The 19,527-nt window shown below is 70.9% G+C and carries 17 protein-coding genes; 6 read left to right on the forward strand and 11 right to left on the reverse strand.

Annotated features, from left to right (window positions below; all coding sequences use genetic code 11):
• Positions 1–9 precede the first annotated feature (9 nt).
• From A6035_RS11835 to A6035_RS11855, 5 genes are read left to right on the forward strand one after another with little or no spacing between them, the layout of a single operon-like run.
• Entirely contained in the window at positions 10–1,485 is a 1,476-nt protein-coding gene (locus A6035_RS11835; protein WP_108847940.1) for an aldehyde dehydrogenase, read from the forward strand.
• A gap of 44 nt (positions 1,486–1,529) precedes the next feature.
• On the forward strand, positions 1,530–2,282 hold the full coding sequence (locus A6035_RS11840; protein WP_108847941.1) for an SDR family oxidoreductase: 753 nt from the start codon (positions 1,530–1,532) through the stop codon (positions 2,280–2,282).
• A complete protein-coding gene (locus tag A6035_RS11845; protein ID WP_268817653.1) occupies positions 2,279–3,262 on the forward strand; it encodes an NAD(P)-dependent oxidoreductase in 984 nt (327 codons plus the stop codon). The genes A6035_RS11840 and A6035_RS11845 overlap by 4 nt, the downstream gene beginning before the upstream one ends.
• Positions 3,262–3,660: a carboxymuconolactone decarboxylase family protein gene (locus A6035_RS11850; RefSeq protein WP_341867158.1), complete on the forward strand. Its 399-nt coding sequence runs from the start codon at positions 3,262–3,264 to the stop codon at positions 3,658–3,660. Before A6035_RS11845 ends, A6035_RS11850 begins: the two co-directional genes overlap by 1 nt.
• 24 nt (positions 3,661–3,684) lie before the next feature.
• The gene (locus A6035_RS11855; protein WP_108847942.1) at positions 3,685–4,344 is read left to right on the forward strand and encodes a class I SAM-dependent methyltransferase; all 660 of its coding nucleotides are present in this window, start codon (positions 3,685–3,687) and stop codon (positions 4,342–4,344) included.
• A gap of 100 nt (positions 4,345–4,444) precedes the next feature.
• Here A6035_RS11855 and A6035_RS11860 read toward each other — a convergent pair whose 3' ends face one another.
• Complete coding sequence (locus tag A6035_RS11860; protein ID WP_108847943.1) at positions 4,445–6,463, reverse strand: vWA domain-containing protein; 2,019 nt, start codon at positions 6,461–6,463, stop codon at positions 4,445–4,447.
• A 43-nt stretch (positions 6,464–6,506) separates the two neighbouring features.
• Complete coding sequence (locus A6035_RS11865; RefSeq protein ID WP_208635540.1) at positions 6,507–7,913, reverse strand: sigma 54-interacting transcriptional regulator; 1,407 nt, start codon at positions 7,911–7,913, stop codon at positions 6,507–6,509.
• Between the two features lie 46 nt (positions 7,914–7,959).
• Here A6035_RS11865 and A6035_RS11870 point away from each other — a divergent pair, with 46 nt between their 5' ends.
• Positions 7,960–8,376: a YccF domain-containing protein gene (locus A6035_RS11870; protein ID WP_108847945.1), complete on the forward strand. Its 417-nt coding sequence runs from the start codon at positions 7,960–7,962 to the stop codon at positions 8,374–8,376.
• A gap of 22 nt (positions 8,377–8,398) precedes the next feature.
• On the opposite strand, the gene A6035_RS11875 is transcribed toward A6035_RS11870, so the two are convergent.
• The 9 genes from A6035_RS11875 to A6035_RS11915 all read right to left on the reverse strand — a co-directional run bounded on the left by A6035_RS11875 (position 8,399) and on the right by A6035_RS11915 (position 19,521).
• Complete coding sequence (locus tag A6035_RS11875) at positions 8,399–8,854, reverse strand: carboxymuconolactone decarboxylase family protein (protein ID WP_108847946.1); 456 nt, start codon at positions 8,852–8,854, stop codon at positions 8,399–8,401.
• A gap of 1 nt (position 8,855) precedes the next feature.
• On the reverse strand, positions 8,856–9,212 hold the full coding sequence (locus A6035_RS11880) for a GNAT family N-acetyltransferase (RefSeq protein WP_108847947.1): 357 nt from the start codon (positions 9,210–9,212) through the stop codon (positions 8,856–8,858).
• The gene (locus tag A6035_RS11885) at positions 9,209–10,252 is read right to left on the reverse strand and encodes a pirin family protein (protein ID WP_108847948.1); all 1,044 of its coding nucleotides are present in this window, start codon (positions 10,250–10,252) and stop codon (positions 9,209–9,211) included. Before A6035_RS11885 ends, A6035_RS11880 begins: the two co-directional genes overlap by 4 nt.
• A complete protein-coding gene (locus A6035_RS11890; RefSeq protein ID WP_108847949.1) occupies positions 10,249–11,142 on the reverse strand; it encodes an SDR family NAD(P)-dependent oxidoreductase in 894 nt (297 codons plus the stop codon). The genes A6035_RS11885 and A6035_RS11890 overlap by 4 nt, the downstream gene beginning before the upstream one ends.
• A 49-nt stretch (positions 11,143–11,191) precedes the next feature.
• On the reverse strand, positions 11,192–12,049 hold the full coding sequence (locus tag A6035_RS11895; RefSeq protein ID WP_108847950.1) for an LLM class F420-dependent oxidoreductase: 858 nt from the start codon (positions 12,047–12,049) through the stop codon (positions 11,192–11,194).
• Between the two features lie 74 nt (positions 12,050–12,123).
• A complete protein-coding gene (locus tag A6035_RS11900; RefSeq protein WP_108847951.1) occupies positions 12,124–13,254 on the reverse strand; it encodes a prenyltransferase in 1,131 nt (376 codons plus the stop codon).
• A 6-nt stretch (positions 13,255–13,260) separates the two neighbouring features.
• Complete coding sequence (locus A6035_RS11905) at positions 13,261–13,980, reverse strand: class I SAM-dependent methyltransferase (RefSeq protein ID WP_108847952.1); 720 nt, start codon at positions 13,978–13,980, stop codon at positions 13,261–13,263.
• Complete coding sequence (locus tag A6035_RS11910) at positions 13,974–15,347, reverse strand: glycosyltransferase family 4 protein (RefSeq protein WP_108847953.1); 1,374 nt, start codon at positions 15,345–15,347, stop codon at positions 13,974–13,976. Before A6035_RS11910 ends, A6035_RS11905 begins: the two co-directional genes overlap by 7 nt.
• Positions 15,348–15,561: 214 nt before the next feature.
• Positions 15,562–19,521: a DNA-directed RNA polymerase subunit beta' gene (locus A6035_RS11915; protein WP_108847954.1), complete on the reverse strand. Its 3,960-nt coding sequence runs from the start codon at positions 19,519–19,521 to the stop codon at positions 15,562–15,564.
• Positions 19,522–19,527: the final 6 nt, after the last annotated feature.

Raw genomic sequence — 19,527 nt, forward strand, 5'->3', positions numbered from 1 at the left:
AGGCTCACCGTGACGACGAGCATCACCGACACCGCCCCCCTCCTCATCGGCGGCGAGCTCCGCCCCGCCACCAGCGGCGCCACGTTCGACGTGCTCAACCCGGCCACCGAGGAGGTCATCGGCCGGGCCGCGGACGCGGGACGCGAGGACATGGACGCGGCCATCTCCGCCGCGCGGACCGCCTTCGACACCACCGACTGGTCCACCGACCACGCGTTCCGCGCGCGGTGTCTGCGCCAACTGCGCGACGCGTTGCAGGACCAGATCGAGGAGCTGCGGACGCTCACCATCACCGAGGTCGGCGCGCCCCGGATGTTCACCGCCGGCCCGCAGCTCGAGGGCCCCGTGGCGGACCTGGGTTGGCTGGCCGACCTCGTGGACTCGTACCAGTGGGTCACCGAGCTGGGCGAGTCCGAGATCATGGGCGTGCGCTCGTACCGGTCCACCCGCCGCGAGGCGATCGGCGTGGTCGGCGCCATCACGCCGTGGAACTTCCCCAACCAGATCAACCTCGCCAAGATCGGCCCCGCCCTGGCCGCCGGCTGCACGGTCGTCCTCAAGCCCGCACCGGACACCCCGCTCATCGCGGCCGCGGTGGCCCGGATCGCCGCCGAGCGCACCGACATCCCCGCCGGCGTGCTCAACGTGGTCACCGGCACCGACCACGGGCTCGGCGCGCAGCTGGTCGAGGACCCGAGGGTCGACCTCATCTCCTTCACCGGTTCCACCGCGACCGGCAAGAAGATCATGGCGGCCGCCGCCGAGACGCTGAAGAAGGTCTTCCTCGAGCTCGGCGGGAAGTCGGCGTCGGTCGTGCTCGACGACGCCGACCTCGGAACCGCCTGCTTCATGACCGCCCTCAACGCCTGCACCCACGCCGGCCAGGGCTGTGCGCTCACCACCCGGCTCGTGGTGCCGCGCGCCAGGTACGACGAGGCGATCGAGGCCGCCAAGGGGGCCATGGCCTCGTTCGCCCCGAAGGACCCGAACGACCCCGGCGCCTTCTGTGGCCCGGTCATCTCCGCCGCGCAGCGTGAGCGCGTCGAGGGCTACATCGAGCTGGCCCGGCAGGAGGGCGGGACCATCGAGACCGGCGGCGGCCGCCCCTCCGACCCCGACAAGGTCCGCGGTTTCTGGGTCGAGCCCACGCTCATCTCCGGCCTCGACAACTCCGCGCGCGTTGCCCGGGAGGAGATCTTCGGCCCCGTCCTGGTCGTCATTCCCCACGACGGGGACGACGACGCGATCCGGATCGCCAACGACTCGCCCTACGGCCTGTCCGGCGCGGTGTGGGGCACCGACCCCGAGCGTGTCGAGAAGGTCATCGCCGGCATCCGCACCGGGACGCTCGGGGTCAACGGCGGCCAGTGGTACGGCGCCGACGTGCCCTTCGGCGGCTACAAGCAGTCCGGCATCGGCCGCGAGATGGGGCGCGAGGGCTTCGAGGAGTACCTCGAGATCAAGTCCGTCGCCACCCCGGCCTGACCGGCCACCACCGCCAACCACCTACAGGAAGAGACACAGACGACATGGGACGTTTCGACGGTAAGACCGCCATCGTGACCGGGGCCGCCGGCGGCATCGGGGAGGAGTACGCCAAGGCGCTGGCCGCCGAGGGCGCGAACGTGGTGGTGGCCGACGTCTCGGCCGACGGCGGCGAGCGCGTCGCCGCCGAGATCTCCACCGCCGGCGGCCAGGCGTTCTTCCAGCACACCGACGTCTCCGATCCGGACTCGGCGAACGCCTGCGCCGACGCGGCGGTCGAGAGGTTCGGCCGGCTGGACCTCCTGGTCAACAACGCCGCGATCTTCGGCGGGATGAAGCTCGACTTCCTCATCACCGTCCCGTGGGACTACTACGAGAAGTTCATGTCCGTGAATCTCAACGGGCAACTCGTCATGGTCCGCGCGTGCTGGGAGAAGATGGCCGCCGCCGGTGGCGGCGCGATCGTCAACCAGTCCTCCACCGCGGCGTGGCTGTACTCCGGCTTCTACGGTCTGGCCAAGGTCGGCGTCAACGGCCTCACCCAGCAGCTGGCCACCGAGCTGGGCGGCTCCAACATCCGCGTCAACGCTATCGCTCCCGGCCCGATCGACACCGAGGCCAACCGCTCGTCGACGCCGCAGTCGATGGTCAAGGAGATGGTCGACAAGTTGCCCCTCAAGCGCATGGGCCAGCCGGAGGACCTGGTGGGCATGCTGCTGTTCCTGCTGTCGGACGAGGCGTCGTGGGTCACCGGCCAGATCTTCAACGTCGACGGCGGACAGATCATCCGGTCATGAGCGCGCATCCCCACACCGACTCGGCACCGATCGGCCCCGGCCTGCCCGACGACTCCCCCGCCCCGGTCGGCTTCATCGGCCTGGGCAACATGGGCGCGCCCATCGCCAAGCGCCTACTGGCCTGGCCCGGCGGCCTGGTGGTGTGCGACGTGCGCGCCGAGGCGACCGAGCCTTTCGTCGCCGAGGGCGCCACCGCGGTCGCGACAGGCGCCGAGGTCGCGCGTACGGCGCGGCTGGTGTCGGTGACGGTGCTCGACGACGCCCAGGTCCGCGAGGTCGTCGACGGCCCGGACGGGATCCTGCGGACGGCCGCGCCCGGCACCGTGATCGCCGTGCACTCCACCATCTCCGATTCCACGGCCGTGGAGCTGGCCGAGGTCTGCGCGGCGGCCGGCGTGCACCTGGTGGACGCGCCGGTCTCGGGTGGCGCGCAGGGCGCGGAGTCCGGTCAGCTGGCGGTGATGGTCGGCGGACCGCGGGAGGTCTACGAGGCGTGCAAGTCGGCCTTCGCGCTGTGGGCGGGGATGCCCGTGCACGCCGGCGAGGTGGGAGCGGGCACGCGGATGAAACTCGCGCGGAACCTCCTGCACTTCATCTCCTTCACCGCGACCGCCGAGGCATCCCGGCTGGCCGAGGCCGCCGGCCTCGACATCGCCAAGCTGGGACGCGTGGTTCGCCACACCGACGCCATCACCGGCGGCGCCGGTGCCGTGATGCTGCGCGAAACGACCGCGCCGATCGCCCCCGACGACTTCTGGCACGGCGTGTTCACCCACGTCCGGGCCCTGGGCGAGAAGGACCTGTCCCTGGCGTTGGCGCTGGGTGACCGCCTGGGCGTGGACCTGCCGCTCGGGGACATCGCCCTGCGGGACCTGGGCGCCGGGTTGGGCGTGGGACCGGGCGAGATCGCGCGCGCCGCCGCCGGTGCCCGCACCGGAGGGCGCGAGGAGCACGATGACGACGACGACGAGGAGTTGTGATGAGCGAGGCCGCAGACACCGGGATGAGCCCGGAACGCGAGCACGGACTGGCCATGATGACCGAGGTGTACGGCTTCGAGATGTCCGACGGGCCGGGTGATTACTTCGCGGAGACGGCCGACCATCTCTTCGGCCGGATCTGGTCCCGCCCCGGCCTGACGCACCGCGACCGCCGCCTGCTGCTTCTGGGCGCGCTCACGGCGCAGGGCAACACCGACGTCGCCGACATCCAGGTGGGCGCCGCGCTGGGCAACGGCGAGTTGACCGCGGAGGAGCTCGAGGAGATCGTGCTCTTCCTCTGCTACTACGCGGGCTGGCCCAACGGCACCAAACTGGGCAACGTGGTGGGCCCCCACGTCGCGCGCGCCCGCAAGGCCGCCCGCCGCGCCGAGGGCTGAGGGGTGGGCGCTAGGTTGACTGTCATGACCGCACCCGAGATCGAACCCTCGCTGCTCGCCGTGGCACTCGCGGCCCCCGGCTTCATGCCACTGGAGGAGGGCACGACACTCTACGAGATCGCCTGCGAGTACCTGGGCGACGGCGTGGGCGTGGAGATCGGCACCTACTGCGGCCGCTCGACGGTGTTCCTCGGCGCGGCCGCGCGCGTGACCGGCGGCAGCATCGTCACCGTCGACCACCACCGCGGGTCCGAGGAGCACCAGCCGGGCTGGGAGTACCACGACACCTCGCTCGTCGACCCGCACACCGGGCGCCTGGAGACCCTGGTCGCCTTCCGCCACACCATGTGGGACGCTGGTCTGGACGAGGTGGTGACCGCCGCGGTGGGCAGCTCCCGGCAGGTCGCCCGCGTGTGGGGCACGCCCGCGTCGTTCGTCTTCATCGACGGCGGCCACTCCTCCGAGGCCGCGCAGGCCGACTACGAGGGCTGGGCGCCCTGGGTGAAGATCGGCGGAGCGCTGCTCATTCACGACGTGTTCCCGAACCCCGCGGACGGCGGTCGCCCGCCGTACGAGATCTACTGCCGCGCCCTCGAGTCCGGGCAGTTCACCGAGGTGGCCGCCGTGGACTCGCTGCGTGTCCTGCGCCGGGATTCCGGCGAGGTCGGCGCGCCGATGCCCTGAGCGGGGTCACACGGCCGACCGCGCCCGCGGAGTCACCGGGGCCGCGGAGTCACCGGGGCCGCGGAGTCACCGGGGCCGCGGAGTCACCGGGGCCGCCGGGTCACACGGCCCAGCGGCCGCCCGCGCTCCACGCGTCACCGGAGCCCGGGCGGCCGCGGCGGGTGTGCAGGAACCGCCCCACCACGGCAGCCCCCAGGTCATCGACGTCCGGCGCCACCACCGTGCCCTCGACCCGCCGGGCCAGCGCGTCGAGGAACCGCGAGAGGCCGGGGTCCACGCCCAGGCGGAAGAACGTGGTCTGCGCGCCGAATCGGGCGACCCTGTCGAGTTCGTCGACGGTCGTGCGGATGGTGTCCGGGTCCGGCGGGTAGGCGAACCAGGGTTCGCCGCCGCTGAGCAGGTGCGCGGTGGGCTCGCCGTCGGTGACGATGAGCAGGACCGGCTGCATGGTCGGGTGCTCGCGGAAGAAGCGCCCCGCCAGGAGCAGCGCGTGGTGCAGGTTCGTCCCGGCCTCGTACTGGGCGTCCAGTGACAGCAGTGACTCGATCGTGCGGGTCTGGGCGAACCGCCCGAACGAGATGAGCTGGAGCCGGTCCTGCCGGAAGCGGGTGCTCACCAGGTGATGCAGGGCGAGCGCGGTGCGTTTCATCGGCACCCACCGGCCCTCCATCGCCATGGAGAACGAGGTGTCCACGAGCAGCGCGACCGCGGCCTGCGTCCGGGCCTCGGTCTCGCGGACCTCGATGTCCTCGGGCAGGAGCCGGACCCCGCCGGCGGGTTCACCGCCCTCGGCGGCGATGCGGGAGATCGCGTTGCCGATCGTCCGCGGCACGTCCCACGACTCGACGTCGCCGAACTCCCACGCCCGGCTCGACCCCGTCTGGTCGCCCGCCGCCCCCGATGCGCGGGTCTCCCGCGCGCCCGAGCGGCCGGACAGCCGGCGGGCGGCGTCCCGCAGCAGCGACCTGCCCAGTTTGCGGAGCGCGGCCGGGGACAGTCGCAGGTCGCCGTCCGACCGGCGGCTGAGGTAGCACGAGTCCCGCATGGCCTGCTCGAGACGGGCCAGCGTCTGGACGGACACCGCCGCCTCGCGGCCCAGAGTCCGGGCGACGGCCTCCAGGTCCAGTTCGGACAGCGGCGACCGGTCACTGCGGGACAGCTGCTCGGCCAGGCGGTCGAGGTCGCCGAGTTCGGCCATCGCGGCCGTCCCCTCGGACATTCCCAGGCCCTCGGAGCCCTCGAAGTCCTCGGAGCCGTCCCAGTTCTCACCGGGTCGCAGTGTCTGCAGCAGCCCGTCGAGCCTTCCGAGTTGCTCGGAGAGCTCGGGCGAGCCGAACGCCTGCTGCGACAGGGCGATGAGCTCCTCCCGCTGCTCCGGGGTCATCGAGCGCATCATCCGCTGCGCTGCGGCCGAGCGCTTGGCGAGGGTGTCGATGAGCTCGTCGACGTTCCGCGGCTGCTCGGGGAAGGCGTCGCCGTGCTTGTCCATGAACTCGCGGAAGTCCTCGTCGGTGTCCTCCCCGCGGGCGTGCTTGTCCAGCAGGTCGGTGAGGTCGGAGAGCATCTCGGACACCGCCGCCCGGTCGGCGTCGGTGGTGTTCTCCAGCGCCTGCTTCATTCCGGCGAACCGCGCGTCGAGGGCCTCGGCCCCCAGCAGGTCCTGGATCCGCTTGTACGCCTCGCGGGCGTCGGGCGAGGCCCAGTCGTAGTCCTTGAGCTCCCCCACCGCGGCCGCCGGGCTGTCTGGGAGGTTCTCGATGGTCATCTCCCGCAGCGTGCGGTCCATGGGGTCCATCTCGGTGTCGCGGGCGAGCTGCCCGCGCTCGGCCAGCAGAGCCTCGTCGAGCAGCTTGGACACCTCGTCGAGGGTTCCGCCCAGCCGGTTGCGCTTCAGCAGTTCACGGCGCCGGCGTTGGACGCGCCCGGCGAGCTCGTCGAGTCCGGTGTGGTCGCGGCCGCCGGAGCGCAGGAACTCGCGCATCGACTGCTCGGGCGAGTAGCCGGCCATGACGCCCTCGGACACCGCGTCGAGTGCCTCGGACAGGTCGAGCGGGGGCGCGAGCGGGTCCGGCCCGCCGACGTAGCGTCCGTAGCGGGCGCGGGGTTCTGGTCGCGACATCGCGCACCTCCTGCTCCGGCGGCCGGCGGGCCACCGGGGTGTGTCAGCCGTAGACGGCGGCGCCGTCCCCGGTCTCCTTGGACAGGCGCCGCGAGAGGTACAGCCCCTCCAGCGCCAATTCGATCGCGCCGGCCCGCTGGCCGGCGTTGGTGGCGCCGACCCGGTCGGCGATCTCGTCGTACAGTCCCGGCGCGGACAGCTCTGGCAGCGCGGCCAGGAACTCGGCGGCGGTGACGCTCGCCCCCGTGGTCAGGGTCACCGAGCCGTCGAACGCCTCGACCAGCGGGGCCATGTCGATGCCGCGGAACAGCCCGCGCACCACGTCTACGGTCGCGGTGCGCAGCAGGTACCGAAGGATCTCGGATTCGCGCCCCTCTTCGCCGGGTTCGAACTCGATCTTGCCGCGCAGGACCTCCACGGCGGCGTCGAGGTCCACGAGCCGAGCCACCGCCTCGCCGGGGTCGTCGGCCCCGCGGACGGCGGCCCGCCTGCGGGCCGCCGCGGCGACGGTCTCCGCGCCGGCGATGGCGAACCGCGCCGACACGCCCGATGCCTGGTTGATCGAGTCGGAGGTGCGCAGTTCGCGGGTGAACCGGGCGAGCAGTTCCATGAGGGCGTCGGGCACCTCGGCGGTGAGCTCGGCCTCCTGTCTCGCGACCTCGATCTCGTCGGCCAGGTCGAGCGGGTAGTGGGTGCGGATCTCCGCGCCGAACCGGTCCTTGAGCGGGGTGATGATCCGCCCGCGGTTGGTGTAGTCCTCCGGGTTCGCCGACGCCACGACCAGCACGTCCAGCGGCAGGCGCAGTACGTAGCCGCGGATCTGGACGTCCCGCTCCTCCATGACGTTGAGCAACGCCACCTGGATGCGCTCGGCCAGGTCGGGCAACTCGTTGAGCGCCACGATCCCGCGATTGGCGCGGGGCACGAGTCCGTAGTGGATGGTCTCCGGGTCGCCCAGGCGGCGCCCCTCCGCCACGCGCATGGGGTCGACGTCGCCGATCATGTCGGCCACAGACGTGTCCGGGGTGGAGAGCTTCTCCACGTACCGCTCGGTGCGGTGGCGCCACTCGACGGGCAGCGCGTCGCCCTCGCGGGCGATCCGCTCGCGGGTCGGGTCGGTGATAGGGGCGAGCGGGTCCTCCCCCAGTTCGGAGCCGGCCACCACGGGAGACCACTCGTCGAGTAGCCCGACGAGGGTGCGCAGCAGTCGGGTCTTGCCCTGCCCTCGCTCACCGAGCAGCACGATGTCGTGCCCGGCGATGAGGGCGCGTTCGACCTGCGGGATCACGGTGGTGTCGAACCCGTGCATCCCGGGCCACGGGTCGCGCCCGGCGGCCAGGGCCGCGAGCAGGTTCTCGCGCAGCTCCTCGCGGAGGGTGCGGCTGGTGTAACCGGCGGCGCGCAGCTCGCCGAGGGTCCTGACGTCCGGCTTGTCGCTCACATCGCCCACCGTAACCCTGTGACGCGACTTCCGCTTCCGACCTACAGTGGCGGTTATGCGTTCCGTGCTGACCGTGATCCTCAACATCATCTGGCTGCTGACCGCGGGCGTGTGGCTGTTCCTGGGTTATGTGCTCGCCGGGATCCTCGCGTGCATCCTCATCATCACGATCCCGTTCGGGGTCGCGAGCTTCCGGATCGCCGCCTACGTCCTGTGGCCGTTCGGCCGCGAGGTCGTCGACCGGGGGCGGCCCGGCGGGGCGAGCACGGTCGGCAACGTCATCTGGTTCCTGGTGGCGGGACTGTGGCTGGCGATCGGCCACGTCGCCACGGCGCTCGCCCAGGCGGTGACGATCATCGGCCTGCCGCTGGCGTGGGCGAACCTCAAGCTCATCCCGGTGACGTGTTTCCCGTTCGGCAAGGAGATCGTGCGCTCCGACCGGGCGGCGATGGTGCCGGTCGCCTCCCGCTGACCACCCGCCCCGGCCGGCCGGGTCAGTCCTCGACGCCCGGCTGGTGGTGACTGGCGATCGACACCCGGTTGAAGGCGTTGATGAGCACGATCGTCCACTCCAGCGCCGAGAGCTGCTCGTCGGAGAAGTGGTCGGCGGCTGCCGCCGTCGCGGCAGCGCGTTCGTCGGCGTCGTCCAGGCGTGTCAACGTCTCGGCCAGTCGCAACGCCGCCCGCTCGGTGTCGCCGAAGGCGTCGAGTTCGCGCCATGCGGGCAGCAGGTCGAGCCGCCCCTGCGACACCCCGGCCTCGCGGGCGGACGGTACGTGGGTGGCCAGGCAGGCCGCGCAGCCGTTGATCTGCGACACGCGCACGTTGACCAGCTCGAGCAGCGCCTCCTCCAACCCGGCCTCGTGGGAGGCCTGCCGGGACGCGACGGCGGTACGGACGAGCTGCTTGTAGACCTCGCGCTGGGTCCGGTCCAGCTGCGGGACCCCCATGTCAGCCGTCCTCCGCGCCGATCCGGGCGCGGTCGTCGTCGGTCGCGTCGCGGTACGCCCCCGCGAACTCGTCGGCGTTCTCGCCGAGGAACCCCTCCACCATCGAGCACACGGGGACGATCGTCACCCCCTCGTCGCGGGTCGCCTCGACCGCACCGCGCACGAGCGCGGTACCGAGGCCCCGGCCTCCGAACTCCTCGCCGACCACGGTGTGGTGGAAGATGCGCTCCCCGCCGATCTCGCGGAAGTCGGCGTGGCCGGCGACCTCGCCGGAGGTGTCCCGGGTCTCGAACGCCTCGCGCGAGTCGGAGTGCTCGACGGTCACGGTGGTGCCGCTGCTGTCGGTGTACTCGGTCATCGGTGTTCTCCCTGCTCGGTGGTCCGTGCACGCGGGTCGGGATTGACCCGCGGCCTGAGGGTGGTGTTGGGCAGTGTGGGCGCGGGCAGCCGGGTCAGACCCCGGGGGTCGTGGCCGATGTAGCCGTCCACGCGGCCGAAGCGGTCGGAGCCGGCCTCCCACAGCTCGCGGTAGTGGACGATCTCGTCGTGCGTCCGCCCGATGAAGTTCCACCACATGATGATCTCCTCGGAGAACGGTGTGCCACCGATGAGGATCGCGCGGCCGGCGGTGGTGCCGGTGTTGCGGATGGTCAGCGTGGTCTCGCCGACGCCCGTGTAGGCGAGTTCGGTGACCCGCACCCGCACGCCCTCGAGCGTGAGGTCGCCGCTGTCCGCGAGCAGGCCGTGTTCGAATTCCGGGTCCACGTCGAGGGTCAGCTCGGCGCCGGGGTCGAGCCGGATCTCCGCCGCGACGAGGGGGGTGTAGGTGGGGACCGACGACGACGAGCCCATCAGTGACCCCATGAAGACCTGCATCGATCCGCCCTCGAGAGCGGTGGTGTCGGCCACGAAGTGGTCGAACCTGCGGCCACCCACGTCGCGGTGCGACTCGGGGAGCACCGTCCAGAGCTGCACTCCGTGCAGCATGGTGGTGTCCTGGGTCGACACCTCGGTGTGACAGATGCCCGACCCGGCGGTCATGAGGTTGACCTCCCCGGGCCGCACGACGGCGTGGTTGTCGCCGGAGTCGTGGTGGGTGATGTTGCCCTCGAACAGCCAGCTCACGGTCTGCAGGCCGGTGTGCGGGTGTGAGGGGACGTCCATGCCGCCGCTGACGGAGACGTCGTCGGGCCCGTAGTGGTCGACAAAGCAGAAGGCGCCGATGAGGGACCGCTGCCGCTGCGGGAGGGTCCGGCGGACGGTCATCGCGCGCGGTCCCCCCAGGGGGACGTCGCGGGCCGTGATGATCTCCACGGCGGCGCCGCCGGGCCGTGGGCCGTCGGGCGCGCCGCCGGCCTCGCACTCGATCTCCTCGGGCCGGGGGTCGAGGTTGGTCATTCGACCACCTCGCGCATCTGCTCACGGGCGTCGGCCTCCTGCCGCCGCAACTCGAGCTTCCGGGCGTTGATCTTCCCGCCCAGCGCCAGGACGAGCGCCTTGTCGACCAGCGGCACCGGCAGGTGGTCCAGCAGCCGGCGGGTCAGCTCCCAGCGCACGGCGTAGCGGTGACGCGGCCGGGCGGTGGTGCCGGCGCGCCACACGGCCTCGGCGAGCACGGACGGGTCGGTGGCCTTGTCGTCCTCCCCGGCGGCCATCTCGCCCATCACGGCGGCCATGGCCGCGAACGGCGAGCCGGGCACGGTCGATTCCTGGAAGCGCCGCCGGATGGAGGCGGTCATGCCGGTGCGGAACGGGCCCGGCTGGACGAGGACGACGTCCATCCCGAGGAACATCAGTTCGCGGCGCAGGGCGTCACCGTAGGCCTCTATCGCGTGCTTGCTCATCGCGTAGGCGCCGTTCATCGGCATCCCGTGCTGCGGGCCGGTCTCGGAGCTGATGAGCACCACGCGTCCGCCGGTCTCACGTAACAGGTCCCACAGGGCGTGGACGGTGCGGACGGTGCCCATGACGTTCACGTCGAGCACCTGCTGCACACGCTGCGGGTCGGTCTCGGCGAGCGGGCCGATCCCCAGGACCCCCGCGAAGGTGACGACGAGGTCGAGCCGACCGAAGTCCTCCCGCACGCGGTCGGCCATGGTGGAGAGCGAGTCGGGATCGGTGACGTCCGCGGCGACGGGCGTGATCCCCGGCCCGCCGGCCGGGGCCGTCAGGTCGACCGCGACGACTCGCCAGCCGCGACCGGCGTAGAGCACGGCGGTGGCGGCACCGAGGCCGCCGCCCGCCCCGGTGATGACGACGACGGGAGCGGCGGAATCACTGTGGTCCATACCACGACGGTACCGGCGGAACCGGCCCGGGTGGGCCGCTAACGGCGGCTCAGACCGTGGCCCCGAGGCCGAGCTTGCCGGCCAGTCGGTCGATGTAGCCCAGCACCTCCTCCTCGGACCGGTCCGGGGTGCCGTAGACGAGCTCGTGCACACCGAGTTCGCGGTATGCCTCGATCTTCTCCGGGACCGGCTTGCCGTCGAGGACGACGATGTAGGGCTCGCCCTCGCGCCCGGCCTCGGCCCACAGTTCGCGCAGTCTGCGCACGCTGCCGGAGATGTCCTGGGAGATGGGCGTGGTCATCCAGCCGTCGGCGCTACGGCAGATCCACTTGAGGTTCTTCTCGTTCCCCGCCGCGCCCACCAGCGTGAGCGGGCCGGGCGTGCGGGCGGTCTTGGGCCACGCCCAGCTGGGGCCGAAGTCGACGAACTCGCCGTGATACTCGGCCTCGTCCTCCGTCCACAGCTCCCGCATGGCCTCGAGGTACTCCCGCAGCATGGTGCGGCGCCGACCCGGCGGGACGTTGTGATCCGCCATCTCGTCGAGGTTCCAGCCGTAGCCCACGCCCAGGACGGCCCGGCCGTCGGAGAGGTGATCGACGGATGCGATGGTCTTGGCCAGCGTGATGGGGTCGCTCTCCACCGGGATGGACACGGCCGTGCCCAGCCGGATGGTCGAGGTCACCGCCGCGGCGGCACCCAGGGCGACCCACGGATCGAGGGTCCGGCTGTAGCGCTCGTCGGGCAGCTCGGCGCCCCCGGTGCCCGGGTGCGCCGCCTCGCGTCGCACGGGGATGTGCGTGTGCTCGGGCACGTAGAAGGCCGAGAACCCGGCCCGCTCCGCGGCGAGCGCCGCGGCGTGTGGCCGGATGCCCCGGTCGCTCGTGAACAGCGTCAGTCCGAATTCCATGCGCTCTCCCTCGTCTGGTCCCCCACCTGCGCCGACACCTGATCAGACAGGTGTCCAGCGGGCGTGCCGACAGACTAGCGCACGACGGCGGCGGTCGGGCAGGCCTCGCCCGGCGCGCACTCCGCGGGGTCGCCCGGCTGCGACCGCAGACGCTGCATGGTGTGGTCCGAGACGTACCGAAAGATCTCGTTACCCGGCGTGGTGCGCGACAGCGCGTCGGCGGCCAGCAGCACCACCGCGGCGGTCCACGTGCTCAGCTCGACGGGCCACCGCTTGCCGTCCGCGAAGACGAGGCCGGTCCAGTACGAACCGTCGTCGTCCCGCAGGTGCTGCATGTTGGTGAACTGCTGCAGCGCCTGCTCGTGCCGACCCGCGGCCTCGAGCGCGAGCACCAGCTCGCAGGTCTCCGCGCCCGTGACCCACGGACGGTGGTCGACACAGCGGATGCCGAGGCCGTCCACCACGAAGTCGTCCCAGCGGGAATCGAGCCGAGCCTGCGCCTGCTCCCCCACCATGACGCCGGCCAGGACGGGGTAGTACCAGTCCATGGAGAACTCGTCCTTGGGCGTGAAGAGCTCCGGGTGCGCGCGCAGCGCGTGGCCCAGCCGGTCGGCGGCCGCGTCCCAGTCCGGCGCCGTCTCCCCCAGCTCCTCCGCGATCGCGACGCCGCACCGCAGCGAATGATGGATGCTCGACGACCCGGTCACCAGGGCCTCGTCGCAGAAGCCCTCCGGCCCGGCGCCCCACCACATCTGCCCGTCCGGCCCCTGGAACGTCAGCACCAGGTCGAGCGCGCGGCGCACGGTCGGCCACATCGACTCGAGGAACCCCGGGGCCCCGCTCACCAGGTGGTGGTGCCAGACCCCCACCGCGACGTAGGCGCAGAAGTTGGAGTCGACGTCCGAGTCCACGATCCGGTCGGCCTGCCACTTGATCGGCCACGAACCGTCCGGGCGCTGGGTGTCGCGGAGGAACCCGTAGGCCCGCTCGGCGGCCTCCCACTGCCCGGCGACGGACAGGCCCATCGCCGACTCGACGTGATCCCACGGGTCGGTGTGCCCGCCGGTGAACCAGGGGATCTCGCCGTTGGACTTCTGCACTGAGGCGATCCACTCGCCGGTGGCGCGGACCGCGTCGGCATCGAGGACGCCCGGCACGCTCGGCACCGGCCGGGGGCGGGACACGCCGTTGCTACGGGTCTGCACGGACGATCAGGCCTCCGTGGGCTTACGCAAATAGAACACGATGGACTTACCCATCACCGGGTTGAGCACCCTCTCGGCGGTGCGTGTGATCCACGGGCCCTTCATGAGATCCCACACGAGCAGCTTGTGGTACGCCTTGGGCAGCGGATGGTCCTCGTTCTCCGTGCCCACCGCGCACTTGAGCCACCAGTACGGCGCGTGCAGGGCGTGCGCGTAACCGGTACCCGTGACCTCGAGGCCTGCGGCACGGAGCTTGTAGCCCAGCTCCTCGGCCGTGTAGATCCGGCAGTGGCCACCCGGGTTGGAGTGGTAGGCGTCCGACAGCTTCCAGCACAGCTTCTCCGGCCACTCCCGCGGCACGGTCACCGCGGCGACCCCGCCGGGCTTGAGGATGCGCACGAGCTCGTCGATCGCCCTGGTGTCCTCCGGAACGTGCTCGAGCACCTCGGAGATGAGCACCAGGTCGAACGTCGCGTCCTCGTACGGCATGTCGAGCGCGTCGCCGGTGACGGCCACGCCCTTCGAGGTGGGCAGGCCCTCCCCCTCGGCGTCCATGGCCGCCAGCATGTCCGAGACCTGCTGCATCTCGTCGGCGTTCTGATCGAACGCGGTGACGTCCGCCCCACGCCTGTAGAGCTCGAAGGTGTGGCGGCCGAGACCGGCGCCCACGTCGATGGCTCGCATGCCCGGGGTAACCCCCAGACGGTCGAAGTCAGCGGTCAGCATGCGGCGTCCTCCTGCTCACGGATGTCGTACTCACCGGATTCCGGGAGCACCTCGGGCGCGTCGTCGGTGACGTGCTCGTCGATCTCGGTCTGATCCGGCCCGAGGACCGGCCCCGCCGACAGGTCCGGCAGCGCCTCGCCGCGGACCCGGGCGATCGCCGCCTCGTAGACCTCGACGGTCCGGCGGGCGACGGCCGCCCAACTGTAGCGCTCCATCACCCTCGCGCGGCCACCCTTCGACAGCCGGTCGCGTTCGGCAGGATCGGACAGCAGCGCACTGATCTCCCGGGCCAGCGCGTCGACGTCCCCGGGCTCGACGAGGCGGGCCGCCGAATCGTCCGTCCCGACCACCTCCGGCAGTGCGCCGGCCCGGGTCGCCACCAGGGCGCAGCCACTGGACATCGCCTCCACCGCCGGGAGGGAGAACCCCTCATACATACTCGGCACGACCGCGATCTCGGCGGACCCCACGAGTTCGGCGAGCTCGTCGTCGTCGACCCCGGACACCAGGTCCACCGCATCGCGCAACCTCAACCTGTCCAGCAGGCGCGACGCCTCGCCCTTCGGCTTGAGCTTGGAGATCAACGTCAGGCGGACGCCCGGGTGCTCCTCGCGCACCTTCGCCAGCGCGCGCAGCAGGACGGGCACGCCCTTGAGCGGCTGGTCGGCGCTCGCCACGCACACCAGGCGACCGGGTTCGCGCCGCCGCCCGTCGTGGAAACGGTCGGTGTCCACCCCCAGCGGAATCGTGACGATCCGGTCCGAGTCGACCCCGAAATCCCCCGCGATGTCCTCCGCCGAGTTGCCGGAGACCGTGATGATCTCCTGCAGCCGGCGGGAGACGCGGATCTGCATACCGAGGAAGCCGAACCAGCGCCACGTCGTGATCTTCTTGCGCAGCGGCGCCTCCTTCATGGCCAGCGCGCGATCTCGCGTGATGGGATGGTGCACGGTCGCCACCACGGGGAAGCCGGCCTCCTCCAGGTCCAGCAGACCGGAGCCGAGGCACTGGTTGTCGTGTACCACGTCGAAGTCGTCCAGCCGGTCCTTCAGCGTGCGCGCGGCCCGCAGGCTGAACGTCCGGGGTTCCGGGAACCCGGCGGTCCACATCGTGACCACCTCGAGCACGTCGATGAGGTCCCGTATCTCGCGGGGGCGCGGCGTGCGGAACGGGTTCGCGTCGTTGTACAGGTCCAGGCTCGGCACCTTCGTCAACGTGGGCCCCGGGTCCAGCTCGGGGTACGGCTGACCGGAGAACACTTCGACGGTGTGGCCGAGCGCCGCCAGCTCACGGCTCAGGTGGCGTACGTAGACACCCTGCCCGCCGCCGTGGGGTTTGCTCCTGTACGAGAGCAACGCGATCCGCACGATCGATCGCCTCCTTCTACGGTCATCGGCCCCGCCGCCGGCGACAGCCGTGAGTGGCGACGGGCACATCGGGCAAGTCTAGAACACGTTCCCCAGCAGCCAGGACGCGGCCGGGCAGCCGACCCGTCAACGCACCGGACCCCCGGCACGCGGGGTGCTCGGGGGTCCGATGAGGCCGGCTGGGCGCGGCGGCGAACCCGCCGCGCCGAGCTGATCAGTAGCCCAGGTCGTCGAGGCGGACGGACGCGCCGGTGGCGTCGCCGAAGCCGTCCTCGGGACCGTAGAAGCCGTCGCCGTAGTCCGGGATGGAGTACGCGGCGGCGCGGGCCTCCTCGGTGGGCTCGACCGTCGAGTTCCGGTAGCGGTTGATACCGGTACCCGCCGGGATGAGCTTACCGATGATGACGTTCTCCTTGAGGCCCACGAGCCGGTCCGACCGCTTGTTGATCGCGGCGTCGGTGAGGACGCGGGTGGTCTCCTGGAAGGAGGCCGCCGAGAGCCACGAGTCGGTGGCGAGCGAGGCCTTGGTGATGCCCATGAGGACCGGGCGCGCCGAGGCCGGCGAACCGCCCTCGGTGAGCACGCGGCGGTTCTCCGCCGTGAGCTCGGCACGCTCCACCAGGGCACCCGGCAGGAACTCGGTGCTGTTGGACTCGTTGATCGCGACGCGACGCATCATCTGGCGGACGATGACCTCGATGTGCTTGTCGTGGATCGACACGCCCTGCGAGCGGTAGACCTTCTGCACCTCGTCGACGAGGTGCTTCTGGACACCGTTCGGGCCGAGGATCGCCAGCACCTCGTGCGGGTCGGCCGGGCCCTCGAGGAGGGCCTGACCGCGCTCGAGATGGTCGCCGTCGGCGATCGGCCGCGAGGAGCCGTCGTCGAGGGTGATGTGGGCGAGGCCCTGACGCTTGGAGAGCTTCTCGTAGACGATCTCGTCCGCACCGTTGTCCGGCACGATCGTGATCGTGTAGAAGCGCTCCTCCTCGTCGAGGCGGATCCGGCCCGCCTCCTCGGCGATCGGCGCCTTGCCCTTGGGCACGCGCGCCTCGAACAGCTCCTGCACACGCGGCAGACCGCCGGTGATGTCGTCACCGACGCCACCCTGGTGGAAGGTACGCATCGTGAGCTGGGTACCGGGCTCACCGATCGACTGCGCGGCGACGATGCCGACGGCCTCGCCGATGTCGACCAGCTGGCCGGTAGCCATCGAGCGGCCGTAGCAGGTCGCGCACACGCCGGTGCCGGTGGTGCAGGTCAGGACCGAGCGGACCTTGACCTTCTCCACGCCGGCGCTGATGAGCGCCTCGATGGTCGGGTCACCCAGGTCGGTGCCCGCCGGCACGATGACCGTGCCGTTCGCGTCGACCGCGTCCTCGGCGAGCGTCCGGGCGAAGGTCGAGGTCTCGACGTGCTCGTCGCGCTCGAGGACGCCCGTGGAGTTGCCGTGGGCGTCCATGATCGGACGGGCGATGGTCGTCTCCACGCCCTTGCTGGTGCCACAGTCGGTCTCCCGAACGATGACGTCCTGGGAGACGTCGACCAGACGACGCGTGAGGTAACCCGAGTCGGCGGTACGCAGGGCGGTGTCGGCCAGACCCTTGCGCGCACCGTGCGTGTTCATGAAGTACTCGAGCACCGTCAGGCCCTCGCGGAACGAGGACTTGATGGGCTGCGGAATGAACTCGCCGTTCGGACGGGTCACCAGGCCCTTCATGCCGGCCAGCGACCGGATCTGGGTCATGTTGCCCGCCGCGCCCGACTTCACGATCGTCGGGATCGGGTTGTCGTCCGGGTAGTTGGCCTCCATGGCCTGGCCGATCTCGTCGGTGGCCTCCTGCCAGAGCTTGACCAGGTCGCTCTTGCGCTCCTCGTCGGTGATCTTGCCGAGGTCGTACTGCGACTCCAGGCGCGCGGCCTTGGTGTCGTACGAGGCGAGGATCTCCTTCTTGGCCGGCGGGACGAGCACGTCGGACATGGCGATGGTGACACCCGAGCGGGTGGCCCAGTAGAAACCGGTGTCCTTGAGCTTGTCCACCGTCTGCGCCACGACGATCATCGGGTAGCGCTCGGCCAGGTCGTTGATGATGACGGCCTGACGCTTCTTCGGCATCTGCTCGTTGACGAACGGGTAGTCCGCCGGGAGCAGCTCGTTGAACATGACGCGGCCGAGCGTGGTCTCGGCCAGCCACTCCTGCCCGGGGGTCCAGCCCTCGGGGAACTGCTCCGCCTCGATCTCGGCGCTGGGGCGCTGCTGCGTCATCCGCACCCGGATCGGGGCGTGGATGTCGAGCACACCCAGGTCGACGGCCATGATGGCCTCGGCGGGGGTCGAGTACACGCCGGTCGCCGGCGCGTCGTCGGTGGCGGGCTCGTAGGCGCCCTCGGCGCCCTCGTCCAGACGGGTCAGGTAGTACAGGCCCGTGACCATGTCCAGACGCGGCATGGCGAGCGGACGACCCGACGCCGGCGACAGGATGTTGTTCGAGGCGAGCATGAGGATGCGCGCCTCGGCCTGCGCCTCCGCGGACAGCGGGAGGTGCACGGCCATCTGGTCGCCGTCGAAGTCGGCGTTGAAGGCCTCACACACGAGCGGGTGCAGCTGGATGGCCTTACCCTCGACGAGCTGCGGCTCGAACGCCTGGATGCCGAGGCGGTGCAGGGTGGGCGCACGGTTGAGCATCACCGGGTGCTCGGCGATGACCTCTTCGAGCACGTCCCACACCTGGTCGCGCTGACGCTCGACCATCCGCTTGGCGGACTTGATGTTCTGCGCGTGGTTGAGGTCCACGAGCCGCTTCATGACGAACGGCTTGAACAGCTCGAGGGCCATGAGCTTGGGCAGACCACACTGGTGCAGCTGGAGCTGCGGGCCGACGACGATGACCGAACGGCCCGAGTAGTCGACACGCTTGCCGAGCAGGTTCTGACGGAACCGGCCCTGCTTCCCCTTGAGCAGGTCCGACAGGGACTTGAGCGGGCGGTTGCCCGGTCCCGTGACGGGCCGGCCGCGGCGGCCGTTGTCGAACAGCGCGTCGACGGACTCCTGCAGCATCCGCTTCTCGTTGTTGACGATGATCTCGGGCGCGCCGAGGTCCATCAGTCGCTTGAGGCGGTTGTTGCGGTTGATCACGCGACGGTAGAGATCGTTGAGGTCCGAGGTGGCGAAGCGGCCACCGTCGAGCTGGACCATCGGCCGCAGCTCCGGCGGGATCACCGGGACGGCCCCGAGCACCATCGCGGCCGGGTGGTTGCCCGACTGCAGGAACGCGGAGACGACCTTGAGCCGCTTGAGGGCGCGGATCTTCTTCTGACCCTTGCCGTTGCGGATGATCTCGCGCAGCGACTCGGCCTCGGCCTCGAGGTCGAAGTTGAGCAGCAGCGCCTGGATCGCCTCGGCACCCATGCCGCCCTCGAAGTACTCGCCGAAGCGGTCCTCGAGCTCGCGGTAGATGCCCTCGTCGACGATGATCTGGTTGACGTCGAGCTTGACGAAGGTGTTCCAGATCTCCTCGAGACGATCCAGCTCACGCTGGGCCGACTCGCGGATCTTCTTCATCTCCTTCTCGCCGCCGTCCTTGACCTTGCGGCGCTGGTCGGCCTTGGCGCCCTCGGCCTCGAGCTCGGCGAGGTCGGCCTCGAGCTTGCGCGCGCGGGCCTCGATGTCGGAGTCGCGCTCGTCCTCGATGATCTTGCGCTCCTCGAGCACCTGCGCCTCGAGGGTGCTGAGCTCGTTGTGACGCAGCTCGGTGTCGACGCCCGTGATGACGTAGGCGGCGAAGTAGATGATCTTGTCGAGGTCCTTGGGCGCGAGGTCCAGGAGGTAACCCAGACGCGACGGGACGCCCTTGAAGTACCAGATGTGGGTGACGGGCGCGGCCAGCTCGATGTGGCCCATGCGCTCACGGCGCACCTTGGCGCGGGTCACCTCGACGCCGCAGCGCTCACAGATGATGCCCTTGAAGCGCACGCGCTTGTACTTGCCGCAGTAGCACTCCCAGTCCCGGGTGGGGCCGAAGATCTTCTCGCAGAACAGGCCCTCCTTCTCCGGCTTGAGGGTGCGGTAGTTGATGGTCTCCGGCTTCTTGACCTCGCCGTAGGACCAGTTACGGATGTCCTCGGCGGTCGCGAGGCTGATGACCAGCTCGTCGAAGTAGTTGACGTCCTGCACGTAGGC

This window comes from Dietzia lutea (assembly GCF_003096075.1).
Taxonomy (GTDB): Bacteria; Actinomycetota; Actinomycetes; order Mycobacteriales; family Mycobacteriaceae; genus Dietzia; species Dietzia lutea.